Annotated in this window: 26 protein-coding genes; 11 read left to right on the plus strand and 15 right to left on the minus strand. The window is 35.8% G+C overall.

Features of this window, described 5'->3' with window-relative positions; all coding sequences use genetic code 11:
- Positions 1 to 120: 120 nt before the first annotated feature.
- Positions 121 to 333 carry a hypothetical protein gene (locus tag CLV99_RS02300; RefSeq protein WP_133582870.1) on the minus strand — a complete coding sequence of 71 codons (213 nt, stop codon included), beginning with the start codon at positions 331 to 333 and terminating at the stop codon, positions 121 to 123.
- A gap of 2 nt (positions 334 to 335) precedes the next feature.
- On the minus strand, positions 336 to 1,163 hold the full coding sequence (locus tag CLV99_RS02305; protein WP_133582871.1) for a class I SAM-dependent methyltransferase: 828 nt from the start codon (positions 1,161 to 1,163) through the stop codon (positions 336 to 338).
- A 299-nt stretch (positions 1,164 to 1,462) separates the two neighbouring features.
- Here CLV99_RS02305 and CLV99_RS23450 point away from each other — a divergent pair, with 299 nt between their 5' ends.
- Positions 1,463 to 1,588: a hypothetical protein gene (locus CLV99_RS23450; protein WP_262708266.1), complete on the plus strand. Its 126-nt coding sequence runs from the start codon at positions 1,463 to 1,465 to the stop codon at positions 1,586 to 1,588.
- Between the two features lie 2 nt (positions 1,589 to 1,590).
- Here the strand turns inward: CLV99_RS23450 and CLV99_RS02310 are convergent, their stop codons facing one another.
- Entirely contained in the window at positions 1,591 to 2,085 is a 495-nt protein-coding gene (locus CLV99_RS02310) for an ORF6N domain-containing protein (RefSeq protein ID WP_262708267.1), read from the minus strand.
- Between the two features lie 279 nt (positions 2,086 to 2,364).
- Here CLV99_RS02310 and CLV99_RS02315 point away from each other — a divergent pair, with 279 nt between their 5' ends.
- Positions 2,365 to 2,838 (plus strand): hypothetical protein, encoded by a 474-nt coding sequence (locus tag CLV99_RS02315; RefSeq protein ID WP_133582872.1) that lies wholly within the window; start codon positions 2,365 to 2,367, stop codon positions 2,836 to 2,838.
- Positions 2,839 to 2,844: 6 nt separating this feature from the next.
- On the opposite strand, the gene CLV99_RS02320 is transcribed toward CLV99_RS02315, so the two are convergent.
- Both CLV99_RS02320 and CLV99_RS02325 read right to left on the minus strand, forming a co-directional pair.
- Positions 2,845 to 3,255 carry a hypothetical protein gene (locus CLV99_RS02320; RefSeq protein WP_133582873.1) on the minus strand — a complete coding sequence of 137 codons (411 nt, stop codon included), beginning with the start codon at positions 3,253 to 3,255 and terminating at the stop codon, positions 2,845 to 2,847.
- A 51-nt stretch (positions 3,256 to 3,306) separates the two neighbouring features.
- The gene (locus tag CLV99_RS02325; protein ID WP_133582874.1) at positions 3,307 to 3,690 is read right to left on the minus strand and encodes a hypothetical protein; all 384 of its coding nucleotides are present in this window, start codon (positions 3,688 to 3,690) and stop codon (positions 3,307 to 3,309) included.
- Positions 3,691 to 3,822: 132 nt separating this feature from the next.
- On the opposite strand from CLV99_RS02325, the gene CLV99_RS02330 reads away from it, so the two are divergent.
- Positions 3,823 to 4,179 carry a hypothetical protein gene (locus CLV99_RS02330; protein WP_133582875.1) on the plus strand — a complete coding sequence of 119 codons (357 nt, stop codon included), beginning with the start codon at positions 3,823 to 3,825 and terminating at the stop codon, positions 4,177 to 4,179.
- A 63-nt stretch (positions 4,180 to 4,242) separates the two neighbouring features.
- Here the strand turns inward: CLV99_RS02330 and CLV99_RS02335 are convergent, their stop codons facing one another.
- From CLV99_RS02335 to CLV99_RS02350, 4 genes are all read right to left on the minus strand, one after another.
- On the minus strand, positions 4,243 to 5,796 hold the full coding sequence (locus CLV99_RS02335) for a HEAT repeat domain-containing protein (protein ID WP_133582876.1): 1,554 nt from the start codon (positions 5,794 to 5,796) through the stop codon (positions 4,243 to 4,245).
- A gap of 327 nt (positions 5,797 to 6,123) precedes the next feature.
- Positions 6,124 to 6,861: an SMI1/KNR4 family protein gene (locus CLV99_RS02340; RefSeq protein WP_133582877.1), complete on the minus strand. Its 738-nt coding sequence runs from the start codon at positions 6,859 to 6,861 to the stop codon at positions 6,124 to 6,126.
- Positions 6,862 to 6,974: 113 nt separating this feature from the next.
- Positions 6,975 to 7,619, minus strand: coding sequence for an alpha/beta hydrolase (locus tag CLV99_RS02345; RefSeq protein WP_133582878.1), 645 nt, complete (start codon positions 7,617 to 7,619; stop codon positions 6,975 to 6,977).
- 433 nt (positions 7,620 to 8,052) lie between these two features.
- A complete protein-coding gene (locus CLV99_RS02350) occupies positions 8,053 to 8,451 on the minus strand; it encodes an ORF6N domain-containing protein (protein ID WP_133582879.1) in 399 nt (132 codons plus the stop codon).
- A gap of 186 nt (positions 8,452 to 8,637) precedes the next feature.
- Between CLV99_RS02350 and CLV99_RS02355 the strand changes: the two genes are divergently transcribed.
- From CLV99_RS02355 to CLV99_RS02380, 6 genes are all read left to right on the plus strand, one after another.
- Positions 8,638 to 9,537 (plus strand): Rpn family recombination-promoting nuclease/putative transposase, encoded by a 900-nt coding sequence (locus CLV99_RS02355; protein ID WP_133582880.1) that lies wholly within the window; start codon positions 8,638 to 8,640, stop codon positions 9,535 to 9,537.
- A 427-nt stretch (positions 9,538 to 9,964) separates the two neighbouring features.
- Positions 9,965 to 10,510 (plus strand): hypothetical protein, encoded by a 546-nt coding sequence (locus tag CLV99_RS02360; RefSeq protein ID WP_133582881.1) that lies wholly within the window; start codon positions 9,965 to 9,967, stop codon positions 10,508 to 10,510.
- An 8-nt stretch (positions 10,511 to 10,518) separates the two neighbouring features.
- Positions 10,519 to 10,866, plus strand: coding sequence for a hypothetical protein (locus CLV99_RS02365; protein WP_133582882.1), 348 nt, complete (start codon positions 10,519 to 10,521; stop codon positions 10,864 to 10,866).
- A 206-nt stretch (positions 10,867 to 11,072) separates the two neighbouring features.
- Positions 11,073 to 11,618 carry a hypothetical protein gene (locus CLV99_RS02370; protein WP_133582883.1) on the plus strand — a complete coding sequence of 182 codons (546 nt, stop codon included), beginning with the start codon at positions 11,073 to 11,075 and terminating at the stop codon, positions 11,616 to 11,618.
- 499 nt (positions 11,619 to 12,117) lie between these two features.
- Complete coding sequence (locus CLV99_RS02375; RefSeq protein WP_133582884.1) at positions 12,118 to 12,666, plus strand: hypothetical protein; 549 nt, start codon at positions 12,118 to 12,120, stop codon at positions 12,664 to 12,666.
- An 8-nt stretch (positions 12,667 to 12,674) separates the two neighbouring features.
- Positions 12,675 to 13,205 carry a hypothetical protein gene (locus CLV99_RS02380; RefSeq protein ID WP_133582885.1) on the plus strand — a complete coding sequence of 177 codons (531 nt, stop codon included), beginning with the start codon at positions 12,675 to 12,677 and terminating at the stop codon, positions 13,203 to 13,205.
- A gap of 426 nt (positions 13,206 to 13,631) precedes the next feature.
- Here the strand turns inward: CLV99_RS02380 and CLV99_RS02385 are convergent, their stop codons facing one another.
- Both CLV99_RS02385 and CLV99_RS02390 read right to left on the minus strand, forming a co-directional pair.
- Positions 13,632 to 14,168 carry a hypothetical protein gene (locus CLV99_RS02385; RefSeq protein ID WP_133582886.1) on the minus strand — a complete coding sequence of 179 codons (537 nt, stop codon included), beginning with the start codon at positions 14,166 to 14,168 and terminating at the stop codon, positions 13,632 to 13,634.
- 12 nt (positions 14,169 to 14,180) lie between these two features.
- Positions 14,181 to 15,620 (minus strand): hypothetical protein, encoded by a 1,440-nt coding sequence (locus CLV99_RS02390; RefSeq protein WP_133582887.1) that lies wholly within the window; start codon positions 15,618 to 15,620, stop codon positions 14,181 to 14,183.
- A 741-nt stretch (positions 15,621 to 16,361) separates the two neighbouring features.
- On the opposite strand from CLV99_RS02390, the gene CLV99_RS02395 reads away from it, so the two are divergent.
- Both CLV99_RS02395 and CLV99_RS02400 read left to right on the plus strand, forming a co-directional pair.
- Positions 16,362 to 16,538 (plus strand): type II toxin-antitoxin system HicA family toxin, encoded by a 177-nt coding sequence (locus CLV99_RS02395; RefSeq protein ID WP_133582888.1) that lies wholly within the window; start codon positions 16,362 to 16,364, stop codon positions 16,536 to 16,538.
- Between the two features lie 40 nt (positions 16,539 to 16,578).
- Positions 16,579 to 16,980, plus strand: a complete 402-nt coding sequence (locus CLV99_RS02400) for a type II toxin-antitoxin system HicB family antitoxin (protein ID WP_133582889.1) — start codon at positions 16,579 to 16,581, stop codon at positions 16,978 to 16,980.
- Between the two features lie 501 nt (positions 16,981 to 17,481).
- On the opposite strand, the gene CLV99_RS02405 is transcribed toward CLV99_RS02400, so the two are convergent.
- From CLV99_RS02405 to CLV99_RS02420, 4 genes are read right to left on the minus strand one after another with little or no spacing between them, the layout of a single operon-like run.
- On the minus strand, positions 17,482 to 18,513 hold the full coding sequence (locus CLV99_RS02405) for a hypothetical protein (RefSeq protein ID WP_133582890.1): 1,032 nt from the start codon (positions 18,511 to 18,513) through the stop codon (positions 17,482 to 17,484).
- Positions 18,506 to 19,381, minus strand: coding sequence for a hypothetical protein (locus tag CLV99_RS02410; protein ID WP_133582891.1), 876 nt, complete (start codon positions 19,379 to 19,381; stop codon positions 18,506 to 18,508). The genes CLV99_RS02405 and CLV99_RS02410 overlap by 8 nt, the downstream gene beginning before the upstream one ends.
- On the minus strand, positions 19,374 to 20,390 hold the full coding sequence (locus tag CLV99_RS02415) for a hypothetical protein (RefSeq protein ID WP_133582892.1): 1,017 nt from the start codon (positions 20,388 to 20,390) through the stop codon (positions 19,374 to 19,376). Before CLV99_RS02415 ends, CLV99_RS02410 begins: the two co-directional genes overlap by 8 nt.
- Complete coding sequence (locus CLV99_RS02420) at positions 20,374 to 22,593, minus strand: AAA family ATPase (protein WP_133582893.1); 2,220 nt, start codon at positions 22,591 to 22,593, stop codon at positions 20,374 to 20,376. The genes CLV99_RS02415 and CLV99_RS02420 overlap by 17 nt, the downstream gene beginning before the upstream one ends.
- Positions 22,594 to 22,601 lie beyond the last annotated feature (8 nt).

Below are 22,601 nucleotides of genomic sequence, written 5' to 3' on the forward strand. Positions count from 1 at the left end.
TATAGATTTTGCAGAAACATTACTATATTCGAATAGGCAATCTGACAATTTTTAAAAACAACCAACTGTCAGATCAAGTAGTGGCTATTACACTTTAGGCCGGATAAAAATTCACGATCATTACCTGCCGTTATTTTTCCTTCTTACCCTTTTCATAATACTGTAATTACACGCTCTGTTTTCTGCGTATTCAATTTTATGTTCAGATAGCAGCTGTACAATTATTTCGTTTGTTTCATCTTCATTAAGTCCCAATTTTTCTCCGAGGTCAATTTCATTGAGTTGACCGTCATTCTCTATTAATGCTCTGTAATATTTGTCTTTATTTTCCATAATTATTTCTTTTTTTGCACAGCTATCATCATGTGTGGGCTAAAGGGTAAAAGATAGCTATCGTTTTCCGTAACCTGAATTAATTCCATTAATGTTCCTCGCTTTTTGTTATTCAGCATATTGGCAAAGTATTCTTTATCCAACCATGCCATACCCTCGACCGCATAAGTATTTAGATAGGTCAAGCCTTGATTTATAAATTCATCTTTTAGCTGTTCTGGCTTATGATAAAATGCTTCCGCCAAAAGCCAAGGGGAATCATCCGGCGGATTGTGCATACCCCTTATCAATTCTTCTTTGCACATTTCAAAAAACGGTTTTTTGTGAATTAAGCCATTCAAAAGACCAACCAGTGTTGATGCCGTATAATTTATGGCAAAACCCAAAATAATCCCATCATTCTTTAAAACACGTTTAGCCTCACAAATAGCTAAATCTCTATCCTCCTTTTTTTGAAGATGATAAAGAGGACCATGCAGTATTATTAGGTCTGCATAATTATCTGGGAATTCCAATTTTCGAGCTTCACCCAAGTGTACAGAAAATCTATTCTTTAATCTATTCGCTCTGTTTTGGGCTATTTGTATATGTTTTGCAACTGGCTCTACCAAATGAACCTGATGTCCTTTTTTAGCAAGCCATTCCGAATACTTTCCCGTACCACCACCAATGTCTATTATTTTTGAAGATGAAGGTGGTATATATTTTTCTACGAGTGATTTGATTCTTTCAAATTCAAATACACCCATTCCTTTGTCAAGTCGAGTTTCTTCGGATGCTCTATTGTAAAATAGCTCTATATCTCTACTTATTAACTGTTTACTATTCATTTTTATTCATCGTGACACCACATTTTGAAATGTTGAATACACCGCAAACGTGATAATGCAATCGATTTGATAATCGTTTGTTTTGTTTAACATTAAGAAATAAGTCGATAGTATTATCTGTGCATTAAAAAGCTAAAAGATTTCAATGCATTAATCACTCTATTTTTAGAGTTGTCTTTCGAGTAAGACCAGATAATATGTTAGATATAGTATAACAGACCACAAAGATAGAAATTTTGGATTAATGTTTAACGTTGAATTGGCACTAATCACTAATACCGCTTTAGAGAAGATTACAGGTGTCCATCAGCGTCAGTTCCAACATTCCATCGGGATTGAAAAAGCCCCGTCAGCCTCAGTTTAAGAAGATAGTAGAGGGCCTTCACCGTCTGGCAGCAGAACTGCAGGCTGTAGAGTTGGTGTAAGGCTATTTCTCTTTTCCTACTTTAAATCCTACCTGCCTATGTTCGGGTATAGTCGGCTTTTGCACTTTTTCCTCTAGTTGATCAATGTAGCTAAATATGAGCTCGATATTCTTGTCATGCCCATCTTGCTTTTTGGATAAATTTTCTACCGCTAGTTTTACTTCTGTAAGCTCCAGATGTATCTGTGTTGTATCATTCAGAAACTGACGCATCTTAGTAAAGATTCGCATGATTTGGATATTTATCTGAATAGCTTGTTTACTTTTCAGAACAGATGATAGCATCGCTACTCCTTGTTCAGTAAATACCATTGGATAATATCTATTGCCACCACGCCCATTCTTTGAGGTCACAATTTGTGACCTCAAAGAATTAAATTCAGAGTCATCCAATTCAAACATGAAATCGGGAGGGAATCTTTCGATATTTCGTCGTATAGCTTGTTTCAAAACTTTAGTCTCCACTCCATAGAGCTCCGCAAGGTCACTATCGAGCACCGTGTCCGACTACCGGCGGATCACCTTCTGCCCACGAAAGACGTATATTCTACTCATCAGTACCTCATCGGGTAGGCTTTTTTGCACTGTATTGTCGATATGCTGTTCCATAATCTAGTTATTTGGTAATACTAAGATAAGGATTAAAAATTAGTAAAGCTAAAAATGTTAGTATTTCAAGGGCACGACTCTCGTTGCTGTAAAGATAGGTATGACGTAGATACTTATTTCGATAGTTTCACCACTCTTTAGGACGGATAAAAATTCTATCTTTAACCTATGTTCCTATTATCCCTTATTCGATTCCCAGTTGATGTACCTATCAGTAATATACAGCAATGGGTCCGTTCCTTGTTCATTACAATATTGACATTTTCTGTAATGGTAAGTTGTACAGATGTTACTGACACCTTCAACAGTAGAGAATTGATTTCGAGCACGGGTGAAAGAATCTATATCAATACGCTTAGTTGGGGTATCACAGACGATACACAACACACCATAGTTACAAAAGATAAGACGCGGTTGATGGAGAGAAAAGATACATTAGGGACTATCAAAGGCTTATCTCCATTCATGTATCGATTTGTGAATGATAGCTTGACAATCTACTCTCGCGAAAGTAATAAAGCAAAATTAGACGAAGGTTTCGAAAGCATACATGTTAGTTATAGGTATTTGAAAAACAGTGATTATATGGATATAACAAATAAGGCATTGCGAGGGATAGAAAGGTTACGATATTTACCTTGATTATACTTACAGGTTTCTATTATCAGAATCCACCATCTCCTTCGGCATCCGCTTTATTTTAAGCAGCAAGCCACAGATAACGCTAGCAATGATATAATAAGAACCTAGAGGCAAGATAAGCCCAGCGTCCAGCAGATACAGTGTCAGAGAAATACCTATCGTAGTCCACAAAATTACGATCAGCTTCACCCATATCGTCTTTAGTGTAGACTCAGCCGCTATATGGTAGACAAAAAGATAAAGTAACAGCGTTGGTAGGGAGAGCATCATACCTACCTGGAAAGCCTCTGGAAACATTTCGAACAATCCGATAGTTTTATCACGATGGATTATTCCTGTATCCTTTATAATCTGTGCAAAGATAGGAGCCAGTAGCAGTGTACCGATCCAATGTTTAAATATATATCCCCAGTCCATTTTCGATAGGTTAAAACATACGATATAACGTTCTCCAAGTAGGGCCAAACACTATTTCAATTCAATAAAATTCTTTTCAAACACCGAGAAGCTATCGTTATCCTTCGGCTCTCTAGCGAATTTAAGATTCAGGATCAGTGGGACACCCGTTACCTCCCCAAAACCGATGATGCGAAAAGTCCCGTCCTTCATCTCAAATCTTATTCCTTTGAAAGGTTGATTTTGAGACCAGAACTTGATCGTTGTTTTGGTTTTATAATCCAGCTGTTGCATCGTCTGATCTAGGAAACTTTTATGAACCCCTTGCTGTACCATTTCTTTACTCAGGTACAGCCATTGAGCCGAGAAGCCATTGCAGTCCAGCAGTTCGTAATCTTGATATTGGCATATTGCAATTCCTTGATGCGTTCCTGTGCCGATGTTAAGATGACGCATAGCAAGAGAGAGATTGTAAATAGAATGTTTTTCATTACTGTTCCATCATATATATCCCGAATATATCCAATCTTTCCTTGTATCACAACAGCATATTTTGTTATTTTTGGTCTTTAAGGGAGAGAACTTATTATGAGATTTGAAGACCTATATTGGCATGATTCCATAATCAAAAACGTAACGATAGACAGAACCAGGCCGGGATATCAGGATACCATTGTTTTTGACATAGATTGGTATGATACAGGCTTAGCAAAGCTTGTTTTCGAAGAGGTCTCTTGGGCACAGATGGAGATGAATTTTGGGATAGTATGCCATGAGGCGATAGACACAGCATTTGAAGCCCCTCCAGATGATACCGATTTAGTCCGTTTTACCCAAAGCCTGTTAGGCTTAGAAAATCCCGATGTGTCATGCTACGTTATCCGAACATCCTCTACAGGGAGTGTCTTCAAAATTATCGCGAAGAGGTTTCGCCTATGGTTATAGCATTTATTCAAATGCTATAACCCTAAGTATCGAAGATATTGTAAAGCAAAGAGCTCCCCTTAACTACCTGAGATAAAAATCAATTCCTGATAACGGATTTTTTTCAAAATATTTTTTCTGTTCATGTATTTTAAAAGCAAATTCAAAGACTGTATTCGCACGTTCAAGATCTTCCTGTTGTGGCATTACAAAATAGGAGGGAGCTTTGTTGATCCACTGTCTCAAATATACCATACTAATTTGTCTAATGTTGGCGTTTTCATCAACAGTACCTAACATAATATCTGCAATTACCTGCCACTTACCGATATTACTAAACAGTAGAAGTATTGATTTTTTTAAATCATCATTACCGTACTTATATACTTCCCTTGCTTTTTGCAGTACATCAGTAGTTTTATAGTTAGAAAGAAAAGCGACGACCAGCTTTCTTATTCCAGCATGTTCGCTATCGAGATTACTTAATGCGTAGTCATATGCACGACTTTCGTCCAATCCGCTTAGCGCCAGAAATGCTGCCTTTTTTACTTTAGCCTTAGGTGAATCAAGAAACGGTATAATCGAATTCACAAACTTCTTTCCATCAGTTTCTGCTAGTCCATATAAAGAGCTGATTACACTTTCATTATTCAACAACTTGTCATTATAGATCCTGGCAAAATCATCGACACTATGTTTCAACGAATACCTAGCTAGTTCACGGATAGACCTAGATCTATCCATTAGAAAAGGATAAACTATTTCTACAAAATTTGGATGATCTTTCAATCTGTGAAGTGTTTTCAGTCGAACCTGTGGAGACTTATCAATCAATAGGCAGTCGATCTGATGTTGGGTTAATTTATCGAAATGACATAACGCTATACTGCGGACTATAAAGTTTTTATCATTCAATAATATCGATAGCTTGTCCACTTCAATCTCCGTTACAATGACCATCTTCTTTGCGATAGTGATACGTACGTCGTCACTAAAGGACGCAAAGTATTCGTTCAAATAGTCCCCATGCTCCACAAGCACAAAATCCATAATCTCAGAATGTACTGCGCTAAGGTCCGCTCGTTGTACACTCTTAATCCATTCGAACAGAGGTAGGTTCTTAACCAATCCATTTACAAACTCATTTTTTTTATAGTTTTCAATTCCTTGTAGAGCCACCTTTCTAACCTGTTCTACCCAATCTGCCAATCTGTAAATGATAAAAGGAATAGCCTTTTCGTTTTTACTGTCGGTCAGATATTTTACAGCCTTTTCTCTCACGAAGCCTTTGCTGTTTAGGGAAGCTATCGAATAGAGCACGACACATTCTTCGTTAGAAAATGTCTGTTGATAGTAATCAATATCTGATTTCGAAATATCACAATGTTTTAATGCATTGTAATACTCCTTTTTAGATGTAATATTCTCAAATAGTTGTGTTATCACGTGATAGGTGCGATTCCGTATATCACTATTGGGATCTTTTAGATAAGGAATCAAATGTTGGATCGAGTACAGGGTTCCCTTTTCAAGAATTTGATCTAGGGCAATTAGTCTGTTCTCAAGATTATCCTTCCTCGCTAACCACCAGCCTTGGCGTTCTTGTCCTAAGATTTGTATGTAATTCCACAGTTCCATTAGTTGTAATATTTAGTCAGCTATTTTCTTTTTGATAATGCAAAGTTGCAAAGCTCTATACGCAGCCGACTTGCGTAGTGTTTATAAAGTAATGTTAGTTGAGTTATGTTATTGGTTATTAGGTTGATATTTATTGAGGTTTGGTCGTTGGCATTTTTGAATTTACAAAACTACGCAACTACATTGCGCAATATTAGTATATGTACATTTAATTTCTACTTTAAAAACTCCCGTATTATTTGGACCGCAGGGCTAGTCAGTTACTGGAGGGACGGATTATAGCAGACCATACTTTCATTTATTACGAGCTGATGAGATATAGCGAATCTATCTATGACCAAGAAGTTTAGCGAAAAAGCCTCTTTTCTTCTGCTGTTTTTCTAGTGCCCAGATTAATTCCGTTTCATGCCTTTTAACGTTATGTATTTCAGAACCAAATTTGCCCCATGCAAATCCAGTTTTATTTGGTTTCGTCCGTAAATCAACAAAGACAAAATTATCGTCGAAGTTTGCACCGAACTCTCGCAGTATTGTATCTTCAGTCTCATATAGCTCTCCATACGTCATAAAGCCATTATTTACCTTCCATATCTTATCCACGGCCTTTTCGTGAACGTCGTTCAAGTGAGATGCCCCTCTTTTTCTTCCAAACTCGTCTACATGCAAAATAAACTCGGCAAGATCATTCGAATGCTTCACCACCACAGCGGGATCATGACAGACATAGAACACATGTCCCCAATCCCCATTTTTAGAAATATCCAATATCCAAAAGTTTCCAAAACCATCACTAGCCAATGGTATAGAATTTGGGAAAAACTCTTCGAAACCAAACTGATTTATCGCATCAAATCGTATCTCATCAAGTCCTTGAAATTCAAAACCTCGACTATATAAAAGGAGTTCTTCAATACTTTGAGGCAAATACTTATCAGGTAGCTGTTCTTTTAACTCATTAATTTCGTTTTCGGTTAATCCCGGTAGCAGTTCGACTTTATATTTATCCCCATCTTCAGAAATATACTGCGTGCTAATAATTGATTCTAACGCTTCTTTTGGTTTCATAATTTCCTATTTATTATATCTAATATATCCAATAATTCCTTGCATCACAATAGGGGGAGAAGCTTTGTTTCAGACGACTGATAGTAGCTCCCATAGAGCAATCTAAAGCTTACTTAATCTCGTAGTACGTTCCTTAACATGGTTTCGACTTCTTTAGCATGAGATATGGTCATAAAATGCCCTGCATTCTTGATAATATGGGTTGGTCTAACATTTTTGATAGGAATGATATGATCCTTGTCGCCATGTATATGTATTACATTCTCAGGGACAATATCGTTTCTCCAATGTATAATCTGATCGATTGCCCATTTCAAAAAAACAGGATCCGTATCAGCTAGAATCTGTTTTAGCATCAAGCTCTCCTCTGGAGATGATGCCCCGAACAGATAGTCAATGAATCGACTATGGTGCTTCAAAACCGATTCCGGAAGGAGCCGATGCAGGTTTAGATTACCAAAAAACCTATTGAATCGAGGTAGTTCTCGATATCCTTTTGCCGAAGCAAGTAAGATAATCTTGTGTACATCGACAATCTTTGCAATTTCCATGGCTACCATACCACCAAACGAGAGGCCTATTATGATAGGATTCTTATCCTTGATCATCTCAGCTATTCTTTTTGCATACGATACCATACTCTCTTTGAGACGAGGAGGTATCCATTCTATATGCGTTACATCGTACATCGAGAGATCCATTTTCGCAAACACTCTACTATCGACGCCTAGTCCACTTAAAATGTATATCTTTTTCATCACCTTTTCTTACGTTTAGATTCCGCAAACAAGATCTTTAGTACATCCATACTATCAGTGTAGCTATCAGTAATGAAATAGTCAGAGCAACTTTAAAGAAATTTACTATCGTTAATGGTCTTATTATATTTAGTCTGATAATTACAAATAAGCCAATTAAGACAGCTAGAAGAGTCAGTGCAAACGATAGTCCGATAAGCCTACTACTAGAGTCAGCAATTGAATAAGGAAGGAGTATACAGCAAACAATCAGTCCTAAAATAAATATCCAGTTGCATACTCTGTTTTGAGAAAGAATATCCTCATTCGAAGATTCTGTCGAGTTATGTCCATTGAAAAGAAGTTCACCTATAGCTTCTAATATTGCTGCTATCATAGCCTGCTGTTAAATTCATTTCTAATATAATCATTCTTCCATTATAACCTCAGCCGTTTACTTCTCTTTCCCGACCTTATATCCGATTTTATCACGTTCAGGTACAGCAGGTTTTTCTATTTTGTCTTCTAGACGGTCTATATAATTAAATATAAGTTCGATATTCTTGTCATGTCCATCTTGCTTCTTGGCTAATTTCTCTACAGCTAGTTTTATTTCTGTAAGCTCCCGATGTATCTGTGTCGTATCATTCAGAAACTGGCGCATCTTAGTAAAGATCTTCATGTTTTGGATATTGACAGCAATTGCTCTCTCAGCATTGAGTACGCTAGATAACATAAGTACACCATGTTCTGTAAAGACTAGTGGTAGGTACCTGTTACCGCCTCGGGCAATCTTTGAGGTGCCAAATTGGCTCCTCAAAGATTGATGTTCTTTTTCCTTAAGCTCGAACATAAACTTACTGAGGCATATTCAGCTTGCTGATAAAGATGACTTAAACTAGGGGGGCAGCAGCAGTGGCTGCATCCGTTTATACCCGTTTATAAACGACTATAAACGTTTAATATACGGCTAATAATTTTAGTTTATGGAGGTTTGCTTTATGAGTTAACATACTATTTCAAAGTAAACTTCCATATTATGCAGAGACGAATTAAAACAAGGAGCAACACAAGCCGGTACATCGAAATCTTGACAGACTTTGGCTGGAAACACTATTTTGGCCGGGAGGAAAACAAAATCAACCTCATCAATTTTTTAAACAGCCTACTGGAGGGCGAGCATGTTATAGCAGATCTCCATTATGCTAATGTCGAAGAGGGAGGCGAGCATAGCGGTGAGCGTAAGGTCGTCTTTGATCTGCGCTGTATAGGGGAGGGAGGTGAGCATTTCCTGGTGGAGATGCAGTTACAGAACCAGGACTTCTTTTTCGACCGTGCTGTCACCTATACCTCACGCACCATCAGTCGTCTAGCCAAGAAAGGAGCTGAGGGCAATGGATATGAATTGCCACCGGTATATTTTGTTGCAGTACTAGGCTTTCAGCTGGACAAGGCCAATTATGAAAAATACTACTACAGCGCCAAGATCGTAGATCAGTTTGATAATGAACTATTGTACGACAAGCTCAGTTACAAGATGCTGGTTCTTCCCAATTTCAACAAGTCATTGACCAACCTATCGAGTATTATGGATCAATGGATGTACCTGATGAAGCATCTCAATGAGAATGAAGAACTACCTAACTATTTGGACAAAAGAATATTCTCTCGTATATTTGAGGTAGGAGAGGTGGCGAATTTATCGCCTGCAGAACACATGGCATACATATCGAGCATAGATCGCAAACGCGATTATAATAATACCATAGCTTATGCAAAGAAGGAGGCAAAAGCTGAGGGACATGTATTAGGTATTGCTGAAGGCGAACGTAAAAAAGCCCTTGAGACCGCTTTGAATCTGAAGAATATGGATATACCTTTCGACAAAATAGCAAAAGCTACAGGTCTGAGTGTCGAAGAAATAGAACGCTTGAAATAGATTCTTTCAACGTTATAAAATACAAAAGCTAGACCCAGGTCTAGCTTTTTGCTTTTACTTAATTTTCTGTAGCAACACTATCAGCTGTGTACTACTTCTCATCACAGCCTTTAATACCTACACATAAGATGATCAAGGTTGTGTTTATAGTCAGTGCTGCACTCGTGATGCTAGCTAGCGTTTTAGACCCACTAGATATAATCAATTTTGTGTTTATAGTCTCACTATTGGTAGCCAGCGCTGTTGCTTGGGTATTGCATAGATTGGCATCAAGTGGATAAGGAACTAAAAGCACTCCTTGCACAGGAGAGCTAGCTGGGTACCCAATTGGCTCCTTAAGATTGATATGTTACATTTGCGCTTGAGGCAGTCGTTTGGCTGCTAAGTTTTATGGAAAATCTCATAAAGCGACATCATTACATTAAATATGAAAACAATCCATATATACATCACAGTCCTGCTACTCAGCCTACCCATATTAGGGCAGGCGCAGACCTATATACAAGGAGAAGATTTTCTTCCTTTCTCTCAGGCTGCCACGAGCAAATATCTGAATCCAAAAACACAAATTTCTCTAGAGGAAGCCTTCATAAAACTTCAAGAAATTGAAGGGGATGAATTTAAAAAGACCTTATCCCAACTGCGCGGAGAGTATTACATGGTTGATAGTATGATGATCTCATTTAGTTGTTCAGAGCTTTCGACCCTTCGTAAACTTAAGTACAGAGGTATTCACTATAGCTATGAGTATATAAAATATGGTTTCGATACCGCCGAGTATTGGCATATCATGTATAAGGATTTAGATACACATAAAACATTGGTTTATTACTCTAGGAAAAGTCAAGTCCTATTTTTCGATCTCGAAAATGACACGTACTCTATCATGGGTACGGTATATGCTCCCGAAGGCAAGATCAGCGAGGCACAGGAGTTTATCGACAAACTAGTGGAGAGTATTTCATTTAAATGAAGAAATTAATGAAAAAATATATTGTAATAGTCCTCACTGTCGTTTCACTTATTTTATCCTTACAGACAAGTTTTGCTCAAGAGATAACTGCAGGAGAGCATACCATCAACAACTCAATTTATAAAGTGGCATTAAGCTCCGATAATTTAAGATTATTAATTGAACTTAAGAATAAACCTCATATCCCAGATAATAAAGAGATTATAGATGGCTTGTATTCCTACGTAATAGATGTCTATGCTACAAACAAAAAAGCATGGCACGAGTTAGTTTTAAATGCTTTGCCGAAAGAAAAAGTGGATAGTCTTAAACAGCGAAAAGAAAAACTAAGCATTTATTTTACAGCTAAACTGTAATCTTCCCTAAAAACAGCTATAATTGTTAATGTAGTTTTAATAAACTAGGGATAATGAAAAATATGTAAAAGCACTCCTTGCACAGGAGCGCTAGTTGGGTACCCAATTGGCTCCTTAAGATTGATAAGTTACATTTGCGCTTGAGCTAGTCGTTTCGCTGATAAGTTTTATGGAAAATCTCATAAAGTGACATCATTACATTAAATATGAAAACAATCCATATATACATCACATTCCTGCTACTCAGCCTACCCATATTAGGGCAGGCGCAGACCTATATACAAGGAGAAGACTTGCTCCCATTTTCTCAAATTGCAAAAAGCACTTATCTACAGCAAAGTAAGAGGATATCGTTGGATGAGGCTCGTGATGCTCGAAGAAAAATACAAGGCAGTAGATTTCGCGAGAACCTAATAAAACTCAATGGGGAATACTTTATGTATGATGGTTTTTTGATATCTGCAGTCTGTTCAGAACTTGCTGTGATCCAAAAGGAAAAATACCCAGGAATTTATTCTAATTATCTCTATTTAAAAAATGACTATAATCCGAAGGATGAATATCTTTCTTATGAAGATTTTGGAACATATAAGACGATGATATCATATAATAGGTCAAGTAATTATCTGTCTTATTATGTCGAAAATTCAACCTATTCGATTATTGGAGCTATATATTCATCGGATGATAAGGTGTCTGAAGCGCAGAAGTTTATAGAGAAACTAGTAGAGAGTATTTCATTCAATAAATAAAAGGGAATATTACATATTTCTAAGCAGATAAAAAGCTAGGCGTCAGTCTAGCTTTTTTTGATATAGGCATCTTGGTCAAGATAATTGATAACCGTTTCTGTAAAGGAATTAAGGTATGCCTGTTACTTTCTCTTGCAGCTTTTAATGCCTACACATAAGATGATCAAAGTTGTTTTTATAGTCAGTGCTGCACTAGTGATGCTAGCTAGCATTTTAGACCCATTAGATATAATCAATTTTGTGTTTATTGTCTCACTATTGGTAGCCAGCGCTGTTGCTTGAGTATTGCATAGATTGGCATCAAGAGGATAAGTAACTAAAAGCACTCTTTGTGCAAAGGAGCGCTAGCTGGGTACCCAAATTGGCTCCTTAAGATTGATATGTTACATTTGCGCTTGAGGCAGTCGTTTGGCTGATAAGTTTTATGGAAAATCTTACAAAGTGACATCATTCCATTAAAAGAAACTTCAAGATTTAGAACCGTGGCTTATACTTACACATGAGAGTAATTCATATATACATCACATTCCTGCTACTCAGCCTGCCCATATTAGGGCAGGCGCAGACCTATATACAAGGAGAAGATTTTCTTCCTTTCTCTCAGGCTGCCACGAGCAAATATCTGCATCCAAAAACACAGATTTCTCTAGAGGAAGCCTTCATAAAACTTAAAGAAATTGAAGGGGATGAATTTAAAAAGACCTTATCCCAACTGCGCGGAGAGTATTACATGGTTGATGGTATGCTGACCTCATTTAGTTGTTCAGAGCTTTCGACCCTTCGTAAACTTAAGTACAGAGGTATTCACTATAGCTATGAGTATATAAAATATGGTTTCGATACCGCCGAGTATTGGCATATCATGTATAAGGATTTAGATACACATAAAACATTGGTTTATTACTCTAGGAAAAGTCAAGTCCTATTTTTCGATCTCGAAAATGACACGTACTCTATCATGGGTACGGTATATGCTCCCATAGACAAGATCAATGAAGCACAGGAGTTTATCGAGAAATTAGTGGAGAGTATCACATTTAAGAACTAAAGAGATTAATGAGGAAATATATTTTAACCGTCCTAGCTTTCATTTCACTTGTTTTGTCCTTACAGACAAGTTTTGCTCAGAAGATAACGGTAGGCGAACATCGCATTAACAACTCAATTTATAAAGTGACATTAAGCTCGGATAAATCAAAATTGATTTTAAGTCTTAAGAATAAACCCTTCATTCCAGAAAACAAAGAGATAATAGATGGCTTGTATTCCTATGATGTCGATGTCTATGCTACAAACCGAACAGCTTGGCATCAATTAGTTTTAAATGCTTTGCCGAAAGAAAAAGTGGATAGTCTTAAACAGCGAAAAGAAAAAATAAGCATTTATTTTACAGTTAAACCGACTGGCGAAATGTATTTTAAATCCTATACATTACCTCACAACACTATATTGACCATGCAAGATTTATCCAATATGGACAGAAAACTGATGAACGATTTCAGGTTTGACTTTAAAAGTACAAAAAACCGGCATCTACAACTATCATTTGTAATGATGAATCTGGATTTGGATTTTGGCAAATTGTAGTTTGTGGTTAAAGCTGTGAAGTCAGATTTAACATCTAACTTTACAATATCGAGGGAAAAATAGACGTACCTAGTGATTCCGAAATTAGCGGAATAAAATACAACTGGGAATGTAATCTTCCCTAAAAATAGCTATGATTGTTAATGAGTTTTAATAAACTAGGGATAATGAAAAATATGTAAAGGCACTCCTTGTAAAGCAGCCCTAGCGGAGGTTTAGGTTTAAATGATTGATTAAGGGGGGATCTTTAACAGAACCTGAATCTATTGGAAATCTCTTAAAGTGTGAAATTAAGGAAAGAAAATAGCGAAACGGTTAGTGCAACTACCCAATTGAAAATTCTTATTTTTGAAACAAGTACAAGTTTAAAATATACCTGTACTTGTTTCTTTATTGAACTAGTTAAATGAATATTATCAGTCAGAATTATTTTGCAAAATCCAATTCTCCATTAATAGCTATCCAATATAGGTGCTTATGACCATTATCCAGACTGCTAAATGTGGCGATATAATTTTTGCGCAAGTCTCTATCTATAGAGGCTATATCAGCTAGTGTCAATACTGTGCCGGTCTTTACACTGAAAGCTATATTGAGTATCTTTCCATCCGGACTAAATTCAAATCTCAATATGAGTCTTTCGCCTGCACGGCTTAGCGCGTCTTGCTTAGTTTTTCCCAGCACCGCTTTGACTCTGTTTCTCCACATCTCATGGTTTGTCACTTTGGTTTCAATATAATCGAGTGCGATATTATCTACGAATTCTCTATTGGGTTTTAGCTTAGGTATATCTCGGCGCCAAATAGGGGTCGAACCATATCTGCTAGGAGCTCCTACTTCATAAGTGATGTCTTTTACGACATATGTACCTTTCTTTATAGCTGTTTCTTGTGCAAGTAGAACGTTCCATGCAAGCATTATAATAGAAAAAAACAAAACCAAAACAATATTATTATTTCTCATGTCTATTAATTTTTAATTTGAACAGTTTGGGCCCATATCTCCGTCAAAAAAATTTTTTAAGGCTTCGGGACCTATAGACTGTACTATATTTGTTTTTGAATATGTTGTATGTCCATACTTTTTAAACGCTTCGAGATGCTGGTGATATTCACTCACAAAGTTAGGATTTCCAGCTAAATTAGGATAAGTAGTCCCATTATTTGTAAGTTCATCTATCCACTTTGTGTAGCTGTCTTGTGCAGCCCGAAATCCATCTTTTTCGCGTTGATTGAACATTGTACCAACAGGATCGGGACCTATTGTTATTCTTTTTGAAATATCTTGAAATACAATCTGCTCAAATTCGATGTTTATATTGCCTGCTTGACCACTATGATAGTTAGAGAAGCTACTTCCATAAATAGCCTGATGCTGATAGGCATGAAACCCCTCATGGGTAAACAGTTCTCTGGATCTAAGGTAATTTTCATCATTGTATAATATTTCTTTTGTAGAAGGCTTATAAAATGCAGCCGTATCACCAGGAGATATTTTTATGGTAACTTCTCCACTATGCTGAAGAAAATCAATAAGTTTTCTGTAGGCACAGCTATTCTTAGCGTAGTCCAACATTTCTAAAAACTCTTCGGATTGTGTTTGAGTTAGAGTACTATCTATGATACCATTTCTTTGTGTCCCCCCCGTACTTCCACCATCACCACCAATTCCTCCACCTGTCCCACCTGGAGGAAATGGATCTGTGGGCGAGTTTTCCTTTCTAATCTCCTCATGACATAGATTAAGACTATTTTTAATCGAAGTAAAATAAAACTCATGTACATAGCACCCTAGATTAGCGCTAGAACCACTGTTATATGCATTTCTTTGATAATAGTCAATAATACTCCAATAATGGTGAATTAGGCAGTCTGGAAGTATTGCTGCCGAATTAATAGCATTCTGTGCTTGAAGGTACAATGGGTATATTTGGCTGAAAATTTCACATGCGTACACGTCTATTGGGTCCATAGATTTAAGTGCAATCTTCCCATTTTTTCGTAAAGATAATAATCCTCCTCTTTTGATAAATTCAAGATTCGAAGTTTTAGAGAGAATACTCATATTTATGCTACTAACGGTAGATGAGGGTTGGTTATTAATAATAGACCATAGAGAGTCCATAGTCGATATATTAGTTAAACTTTCGTTAATAGCTGGATAATGTAAACGATATAAATTATCTAGTTCACTTTTAGAATTTTCAGCTAGACCTAGTTTCTCTATTAGTTTCTTTCGAAGTTGCTTTTCGGCAAGATCTAAGCTAACCACATAACTCTCATAAAGATTATTCATGTCTTTAATCTCGTTTGTATTAGTAGCTTTCATTAGAAGATATGGATACCATCGGCCATTATTCAATTGTCCCCATTCCATTACCATTTTGTTTACCTCGGTCGAGTCAAGGTGTTCCATGTCATTATCGATGTTTTTTTTACACCCGCTTAGTAAGGCGAAAAATACCAGCATTACAGACCATAGTAGAAAGAGTGTTTTGTTGCTAGAAATCATAAAATAAATATATTTGAATATAATTTTATAGAGATATTATTTCATTTATAATCGCTTTGGTGTCTCTTTCAGAAGACTAAGAAGGCCACCGAGCAATCGCCCGAACTAGTCTAACCTAATGCTTTAATCACATCTAACTAGTATAACTGCCTCGAGTTTGTTCCAATAGTTTATTAGGTTGAGTTGTTGTTGTCATGATCAGTTTATTTTGCGTTTAATTACAGTATAATAACAGAAAGCATTATAAACTTACAGACAATAAATTGAGGACCAATACGGGTTCCCGTAAAGCAATAAGAATCATTCCTTATCTTTATTACATATTGATCAATAGCTACTTAAATAGCCTTAAGCTTAGTTATCGAGATTAGAGAAAAGATGCTACAGTCCTTCACCCAAGCAAGCAATGACTTTCGTCGAGGTGCTTTTATGTGTGATTTTAGTTCCTTTCTTCATATTGGGGTTATTAAATGTAAAAACACAATTTAGCGATAACCCACTGTATAATAAAAACCTGTAAAAAACATTTGGAATAATATTTTTTGAAATACAGTAGTAGATATACTACCTTTGTGTTGTGGAGTTCGAAATGTGATTGGTGGTTTAAGGCATAAATTATCCAGACACATTTAAAACTTTTTCGTTATGAAATCAAGTGAGTTCCACAGATTACTGCGAAACAATGGCTGGATCCATATCCGTACCAGAGGATCTCATTACATTTATGAGAAGGGTGGGAAGACCTATCCAGTTCCTTATCATGGTAGCAAAGAGATAGGAGAGGGTCTTCGCAAGAAAATCATGAAGGATCTGGGGCTTTAATTAGCTCCCGATCCCCGTGATATAGGAAAGGAGCAATACTATGAAAATTCTAAAAATCATTATCGAACGCAGCGAAGACATGTTCAGTGCCTATGCAGAGAATGCCGAAGGTATCTATGGAGGCGGTGATACCGTCGAGGAAGCCAAGCAATCTATCTTGGATGCGATAGCGATCATTACCGAGGAGTTCACTGGCGACAATGTACCGTCTATTCTCAAAGGTAAATATGAGATCGTGTACCATTTCGATGCAGAGAGCTTTCTCAATTATTACAAAGGCATCTTCACCAATGCCGCTTTAGAGAAGATTACAGGCATCAATCAGCGTCAACTGCAACATTACTCATCGGGATTGAAAAAGCCACGTCAGCCTCAGCTTAAGAAGATAGAAGAGGGGCTCCACCGTTTAGCTGCAGAGTTACAGGCGGTTGAGTTGGTTTAATAGTATCATTGATCTGGGATATCATCCTATATTTTAAACTATCCATTTCTAGGATGTTGATGGCTAAAAAAGAAAAAGCATGAATGAATTTTGTGCGGGTTGTGTATTTGGTAAACTTTTTTCCAGTTAATTCCTTATGTATTTCTTTTGACCAATTCATAATATTCGATTCGTCCATCTCAAAAAGCGCGTCGTGAGCTAGTTCGTTGCGAATCACATTCAATTGATTTAAACATTTTATTATGAAATTGTGTTTGGTCTTATTTTCGAATGACATTTCTTCGAATATTATTATTTTTTTGAAAAATGACAATTCATTAAACCTGCTTTCCATCTTCTTGGACAAACAAGCTTCCAAAGTACTTTCAATCATTAAATGTCCTTTAAGAAGAATCAATTCTAATTCCTTCTTGTTCGAAAGGTGTCCCCATACAGCCCATTCATATAAAGGATTTAGAGACGGTTTCTTGATTAGTTCATCACTCATCCTAAAATTATTACTTACAGTTCCCTCGCTATAGTTATAAAATCTCCAAGGGATATACCAAGAATAGCCAAGCCAGCGTCGTGTGGATTCTCTAATTTGTATCTACCTTTTGCGGAACCATTGAGCGCATACTGACGCCCTTCAATGATTATCGTACACCAAGTCTTTCGTTCACATTGTAGAGTTACTTTATCAGCGTAGAAGGGCCAGGTCCCTTGATATTCTTCTTTCTTTATCGTTTTGTATTTAACGTTAGGGTTTAAAAACCGATCGATTTCATTCTTAATAGTGAATGGCACTGCAGGTTTCAGCTTTTCGTTATAACTTGCTGTATTAGTTCTATAGTCAGTTAATCCAAACTTATCTTGGTAAAGTAAGCCAAAATTATAAAGCCCAGTTGAGGAAACTTGCTTACCATAGGCGCCTGCTGTATCAAAGATAATCTGTCGTCCGAGTGCTGATACAAAGCTTTCAAACTTTACAATGATATATCGGGCTATTTCAGCATATACTTCGTTTAGGGATTTTGGATCCGGATCAAATATTTTTTCAGCAGGTATTTCCAACCTTTCAATTAGTCGGCTTTCAAAATCCGTCCAAGATTTCACCGTATTGATACTTGGGTTTTTGTGTCCTGTTATAATATCAAAATGGTGATAACGAGCAAATTTGCCAAACTCAGATATAATTGAGAGTAGCTCCCGAAACTCTTTATCGTCATCTAACAGTTTCTGATCTAATAAAAACTGGTATCGATCACTTCTCTTATAATAATGTTCTATAATCTCGTTAAGTAATTTACTTAAATCATGACCTAGTGATTTTATGTATTCATAATTAGGGTATTCTTCATGACGGTGATAGTAAACAGCGCAGATATAAGCCTTCATGGTCCGTTCAAAACCCTGAGATAACAGCTGAAACGGGAGAAAATAGAAATCATTTGTTCCATCTATATTCTGCAGTTCACCAAATCCCAAGCGTATTAATTTATCCGCGGTTTTGAACTCTTCCAGTAGACTGCCATGCTTTTCAAAATCAATCATATTTCGACTGTATTCTATTTATTACTTCCTTATAATATTCCGCTTTGTCATCGATATCGATGACAATAATATTAACGTCATTAGCTTTCAATAATTGAATTTTGTCACTAGAGCTGTTGACATAATTATTTTGGATATAGTAGTATAGTTTATTTTCAATGAAGCTGCTTTTTTTATAATATTTACTGCGAGCCCGGTAAGTCAATAACCACCAAATATCTATTTCTACAAAATCTAACGATAGTCCAAAAATATGAACATCACTCGTGAAGAATAAATCAATCCAAGATTGGAGATTCAGTTTCTCTTGCATTTTAAGCCTTCTGATGAGCGATTCCTTATGTATTTTCTTTGAGGTATAGTTAGGGGCATTCACGACATAATCTCTCATCTTCTGTAGTTGACCACAGTAATGTTCATATCCAAGGTTTATAGAAGCAGGAACATTACAGTCGCCATGAATATGCCAGTAGGCTTTATTACCAACTTTGTACTGCCTAAATACACTGTAAGTAGTCTCTTTTATTAAACTGTTGTTGACTGTCGGAGTCGTTCCCTCAAGACTGAATTCATAATTTGTCGTAAGAATATTGTCAGTCGACAATTCTCTTATTAAACTGTGTATTTCATTTTGAGAGATCCGCGAAATTTCCTCTCCAATATAGATTTTTAGTTGTGTTTCATCAATATTGTTTTCTTTAATAGCATGAAGGAATATCTCCTCATATAGCATCGGGAATGGTTTGCTACCGTTAGCCAGAAGAGGAACGTTATATTTTGTTTTGATATTCGTTAATAAATCTCCCCAACTTACACCAGGGGTGATATTATTGATATCATTACCAACGAGTATAGTATATCTATCCATTCTTTATACCTAATTGTATTAATAAATCATGGGTTAATTTAGAAAGCGGCCGTTTGGAGTGATCATCTAGATAAGCGCTCCAAATAATTCTATCAATCTCTGCTTCGGTTTTTCCTAATCCATTAAAGCTATTGACTAATCCCTCATAGCTTGATTTGTTGTACTGTTGTGCTTTATCCATTAGTTCTTGAACATAATCTTTTTGGTGATTATAAATTTGCTTTAAACCAAGCTTGGTAATGTTGCATGACTCAAGATTTGCTTTTGTATACTCTGATTCCGGGGATATCTCAATATCATTATAGTTGTCACCGAGCCCCAATAGCTGAAGTTCCATCTTATCGTTTTTTCCATAGAGTCTAAATGTGGGCCTAGGATGAGAATCATCATAGGGGTTGTGGGAAATTTCCTTGTTACCCTTTAATTTATTACAAGTATTACAAATAGGAATTAAATTGTAAAAACTAAGAGCGACTAATGGATATTCAGATTTAGGAAAGAAATGATCAAAGTCAGGCTTAGCTTTTATTCCACCTTTATAGTCATTAATAGTAATAGTATAGTTATGGTTGCAAAAGGGACATACTGATAAGCCTAGTGATGATGAGAGCCATCTTCCTATTGATATGTGTGATCCATTCTCAATTATTTTTTCTTGAAAAAAGGATGAATAATAGTTAGTCATAGTGGTTTTGAACCTTCTGAATTGAACCTTATGATTGTCATCATGATTGTTGTATCCGACCGCAGTCAACATGTTTTCCTGCTTGCTTTTCAAATCAAGAGGTGCTGCCGTAATAATCTCTTTGAGATGATTTTGAAAATAATTGAACATGTCACCATACAAAGTACCCTTGTTTTTTCTTGCGAGTTTTTGTGGCTTGCTTCTATCATTGTCATTTTTTGGGTTTTGATTCCCATCATGGATACTTAAAAAGTTCTCTATATGAGAGTAAAACTTAGTCAATATCATTTTAGTCTTTTGGGAGTCCTTATTTATTCCTATCATGTATTATGCTTTCTAACTCTGTAATTCGCTTGATTAATGAGTCTATATTTTTCGATGGTATACGCTCATGGTATTTTTTTAATAGTTGGGATTTTAAGAACGGCTCACCCACCATTAATATCCTCTTTTCTAGATTCGGAACCAGATCAGTCTGTTGATTTAGAGTATCAAACAATTCATTTATTTTATTCTTTGCAAACTCACCTATAGGCACACTATTTAAGAAAAAACCATGCTGTAATAAAGTATGGATATTTGCTCCAAACGTATTCTCAGACATGGGATAGCTTTGTTTACCTTTCTCTAAAAACATCACATTGTTTTTCGGAATATCACTTAATATAAATGGGGAATGTGTTACGAATAGTAAATTAATTGCTTCCAACTGTCGGAAATTTACTTTGGATATCCTATCCAATAGGTCGCTAAGTAAAGTCCTTTGAAAATCTGGATGAAAATATAGCTCGATTTCATCCAGTATTAGTAGAACGTTTTTATATGTGTTTGCGTCACCGTGAAATACCTCTTGAATTGAATCTAAGTTAGTTAAATGATAAATTATAGAACTCAATAATCCTATTTTTTGGTATTCTCCCGAACTAATTGCTCCTAATTTAATAGTTTCTTTTTTATCAGCATCTTTGAGTATTATTGATTTCTTGAATATGCCTGGTGGGTTTAGATATATTTTTAAAATCTTATTGTCAGATAGTCCAATTGCTTCTTCAATAAATGACTTTAATTCAGGTAATTCTACATTAGTCTTCTCTTTTTCATTTTCGAAAAAATTAGAGTAAAATAGCGAAAGCTTACAATCTGGGGATTTTATTACGAGTTTGAGAAGATGTAAGGCTTGGTTGAATTTTAATGAGATGTGACTGTTTTCAAATTCGATGTTGTCAATAAATATATATATAGCATCTTGATATTTTTTGCTTTTTATGAAATTATTGACTGCTTTATATTGTGGATATCTAAGTATCTTGGTTGCTTTAATACAGAGGTATTGAAACAATGAATTGTGTAATTTGCTTTTTATGTCAAATTGTTTCACCATATCATATGCCAATTGAGACATTACCCACATATTTATGATTTCTTCTTTTCCTTGAATGTCTAACCAAGTAAGATAAGTTTTAATACGTTCAATTGGAGTTCCGTTAATAAACTTGAAATTATCGTCGTCAACTGAGACATAATCCATCCAATCTGACCTTCTGTACTCTGGAGGAGTCCAATCATCTATAAATCTATTTAATTGCTCAACAAAATATTTTGCTCCCAATCCTTCGGGGAGTAGATCTAAATTAAATTTATCCTGATCCATTTGCTTATCATGAGTGCTTTCTTCCAATTCATGATTATTTGTGAGATTAGTTAGATGGTTTTGGATCGGGGTTTTGTCAAATTTTTTAAACGAAAATGATTCTACTTTAAGATCTTTGTTTATAAATTCATAAGAAGGTTCAGTTAAGATAAGTGATATAAGGCGCTGATTAATCAGTTCTCGTTCAGTATTTATATCAATATTTCCTTTAATCCGATAGGGATGCAAAGTCATTGGAGTTTGATAACCGTCGTTTCTATGAAAAACTTTATCAATCCATGAGTGTTTTACTCGATTATTGTCTTGATGACTCTCTTTTATGAAATCAAGGCTATTTAAAGAATAGTGAGAATAGTTGACATTTATGACAAAGAAAAGTTGATCAATTATGTTGAGATCTATTACTTCTTTAATATCACCATTTTGATTTAATGTAAAAAGTTCGGCATGTACGTTTTTGTTATTGTCGGCACTTACACTAATACAATATGTTTTTTGATCATTTAGAAAATACAGTTCTGCATATAGATCCTCAATGAAAATTAGCCTTTCTGTTACCTCATGTACTTTTTTTGCTTTATAATAATTGTTGAAAATCCGTAGACATAATTCTGTAAGGCTACTTTTTCCTTCACCATTTTTTCCAACGAGCGCTTGAATATTCACGCTTTTTAACGAGGTATTTGAACTACCGCTATAGAAAAAATGTTCAGGGACGTAATTACTATTAGCTTCCTTTTTCTTTATCCAATCGTTATTTGTTCTGGGTTCATATCCACTGTCGAAAAAGTAGAATTGATCAGTTTTTAAAGCTTTTAATATATGTGAGCTGCATCCTTTTCTAGGACGCACTGCTATTAGTTTAAAATCAATCATTTAATTGT

Origin of the sequence: Sphingobacterium yanglingense (assembly GCF_004363245.1) — a bacterium.
In the GTDB taxonomy this organism is placed as follows: domain Bacteria; phylum Bacteroidota; class Bacteroidia; order Sphingobacteriales; family Sphingobacteriaceae; genus Sphingobacterium; species Sphingobacterium yanglingense.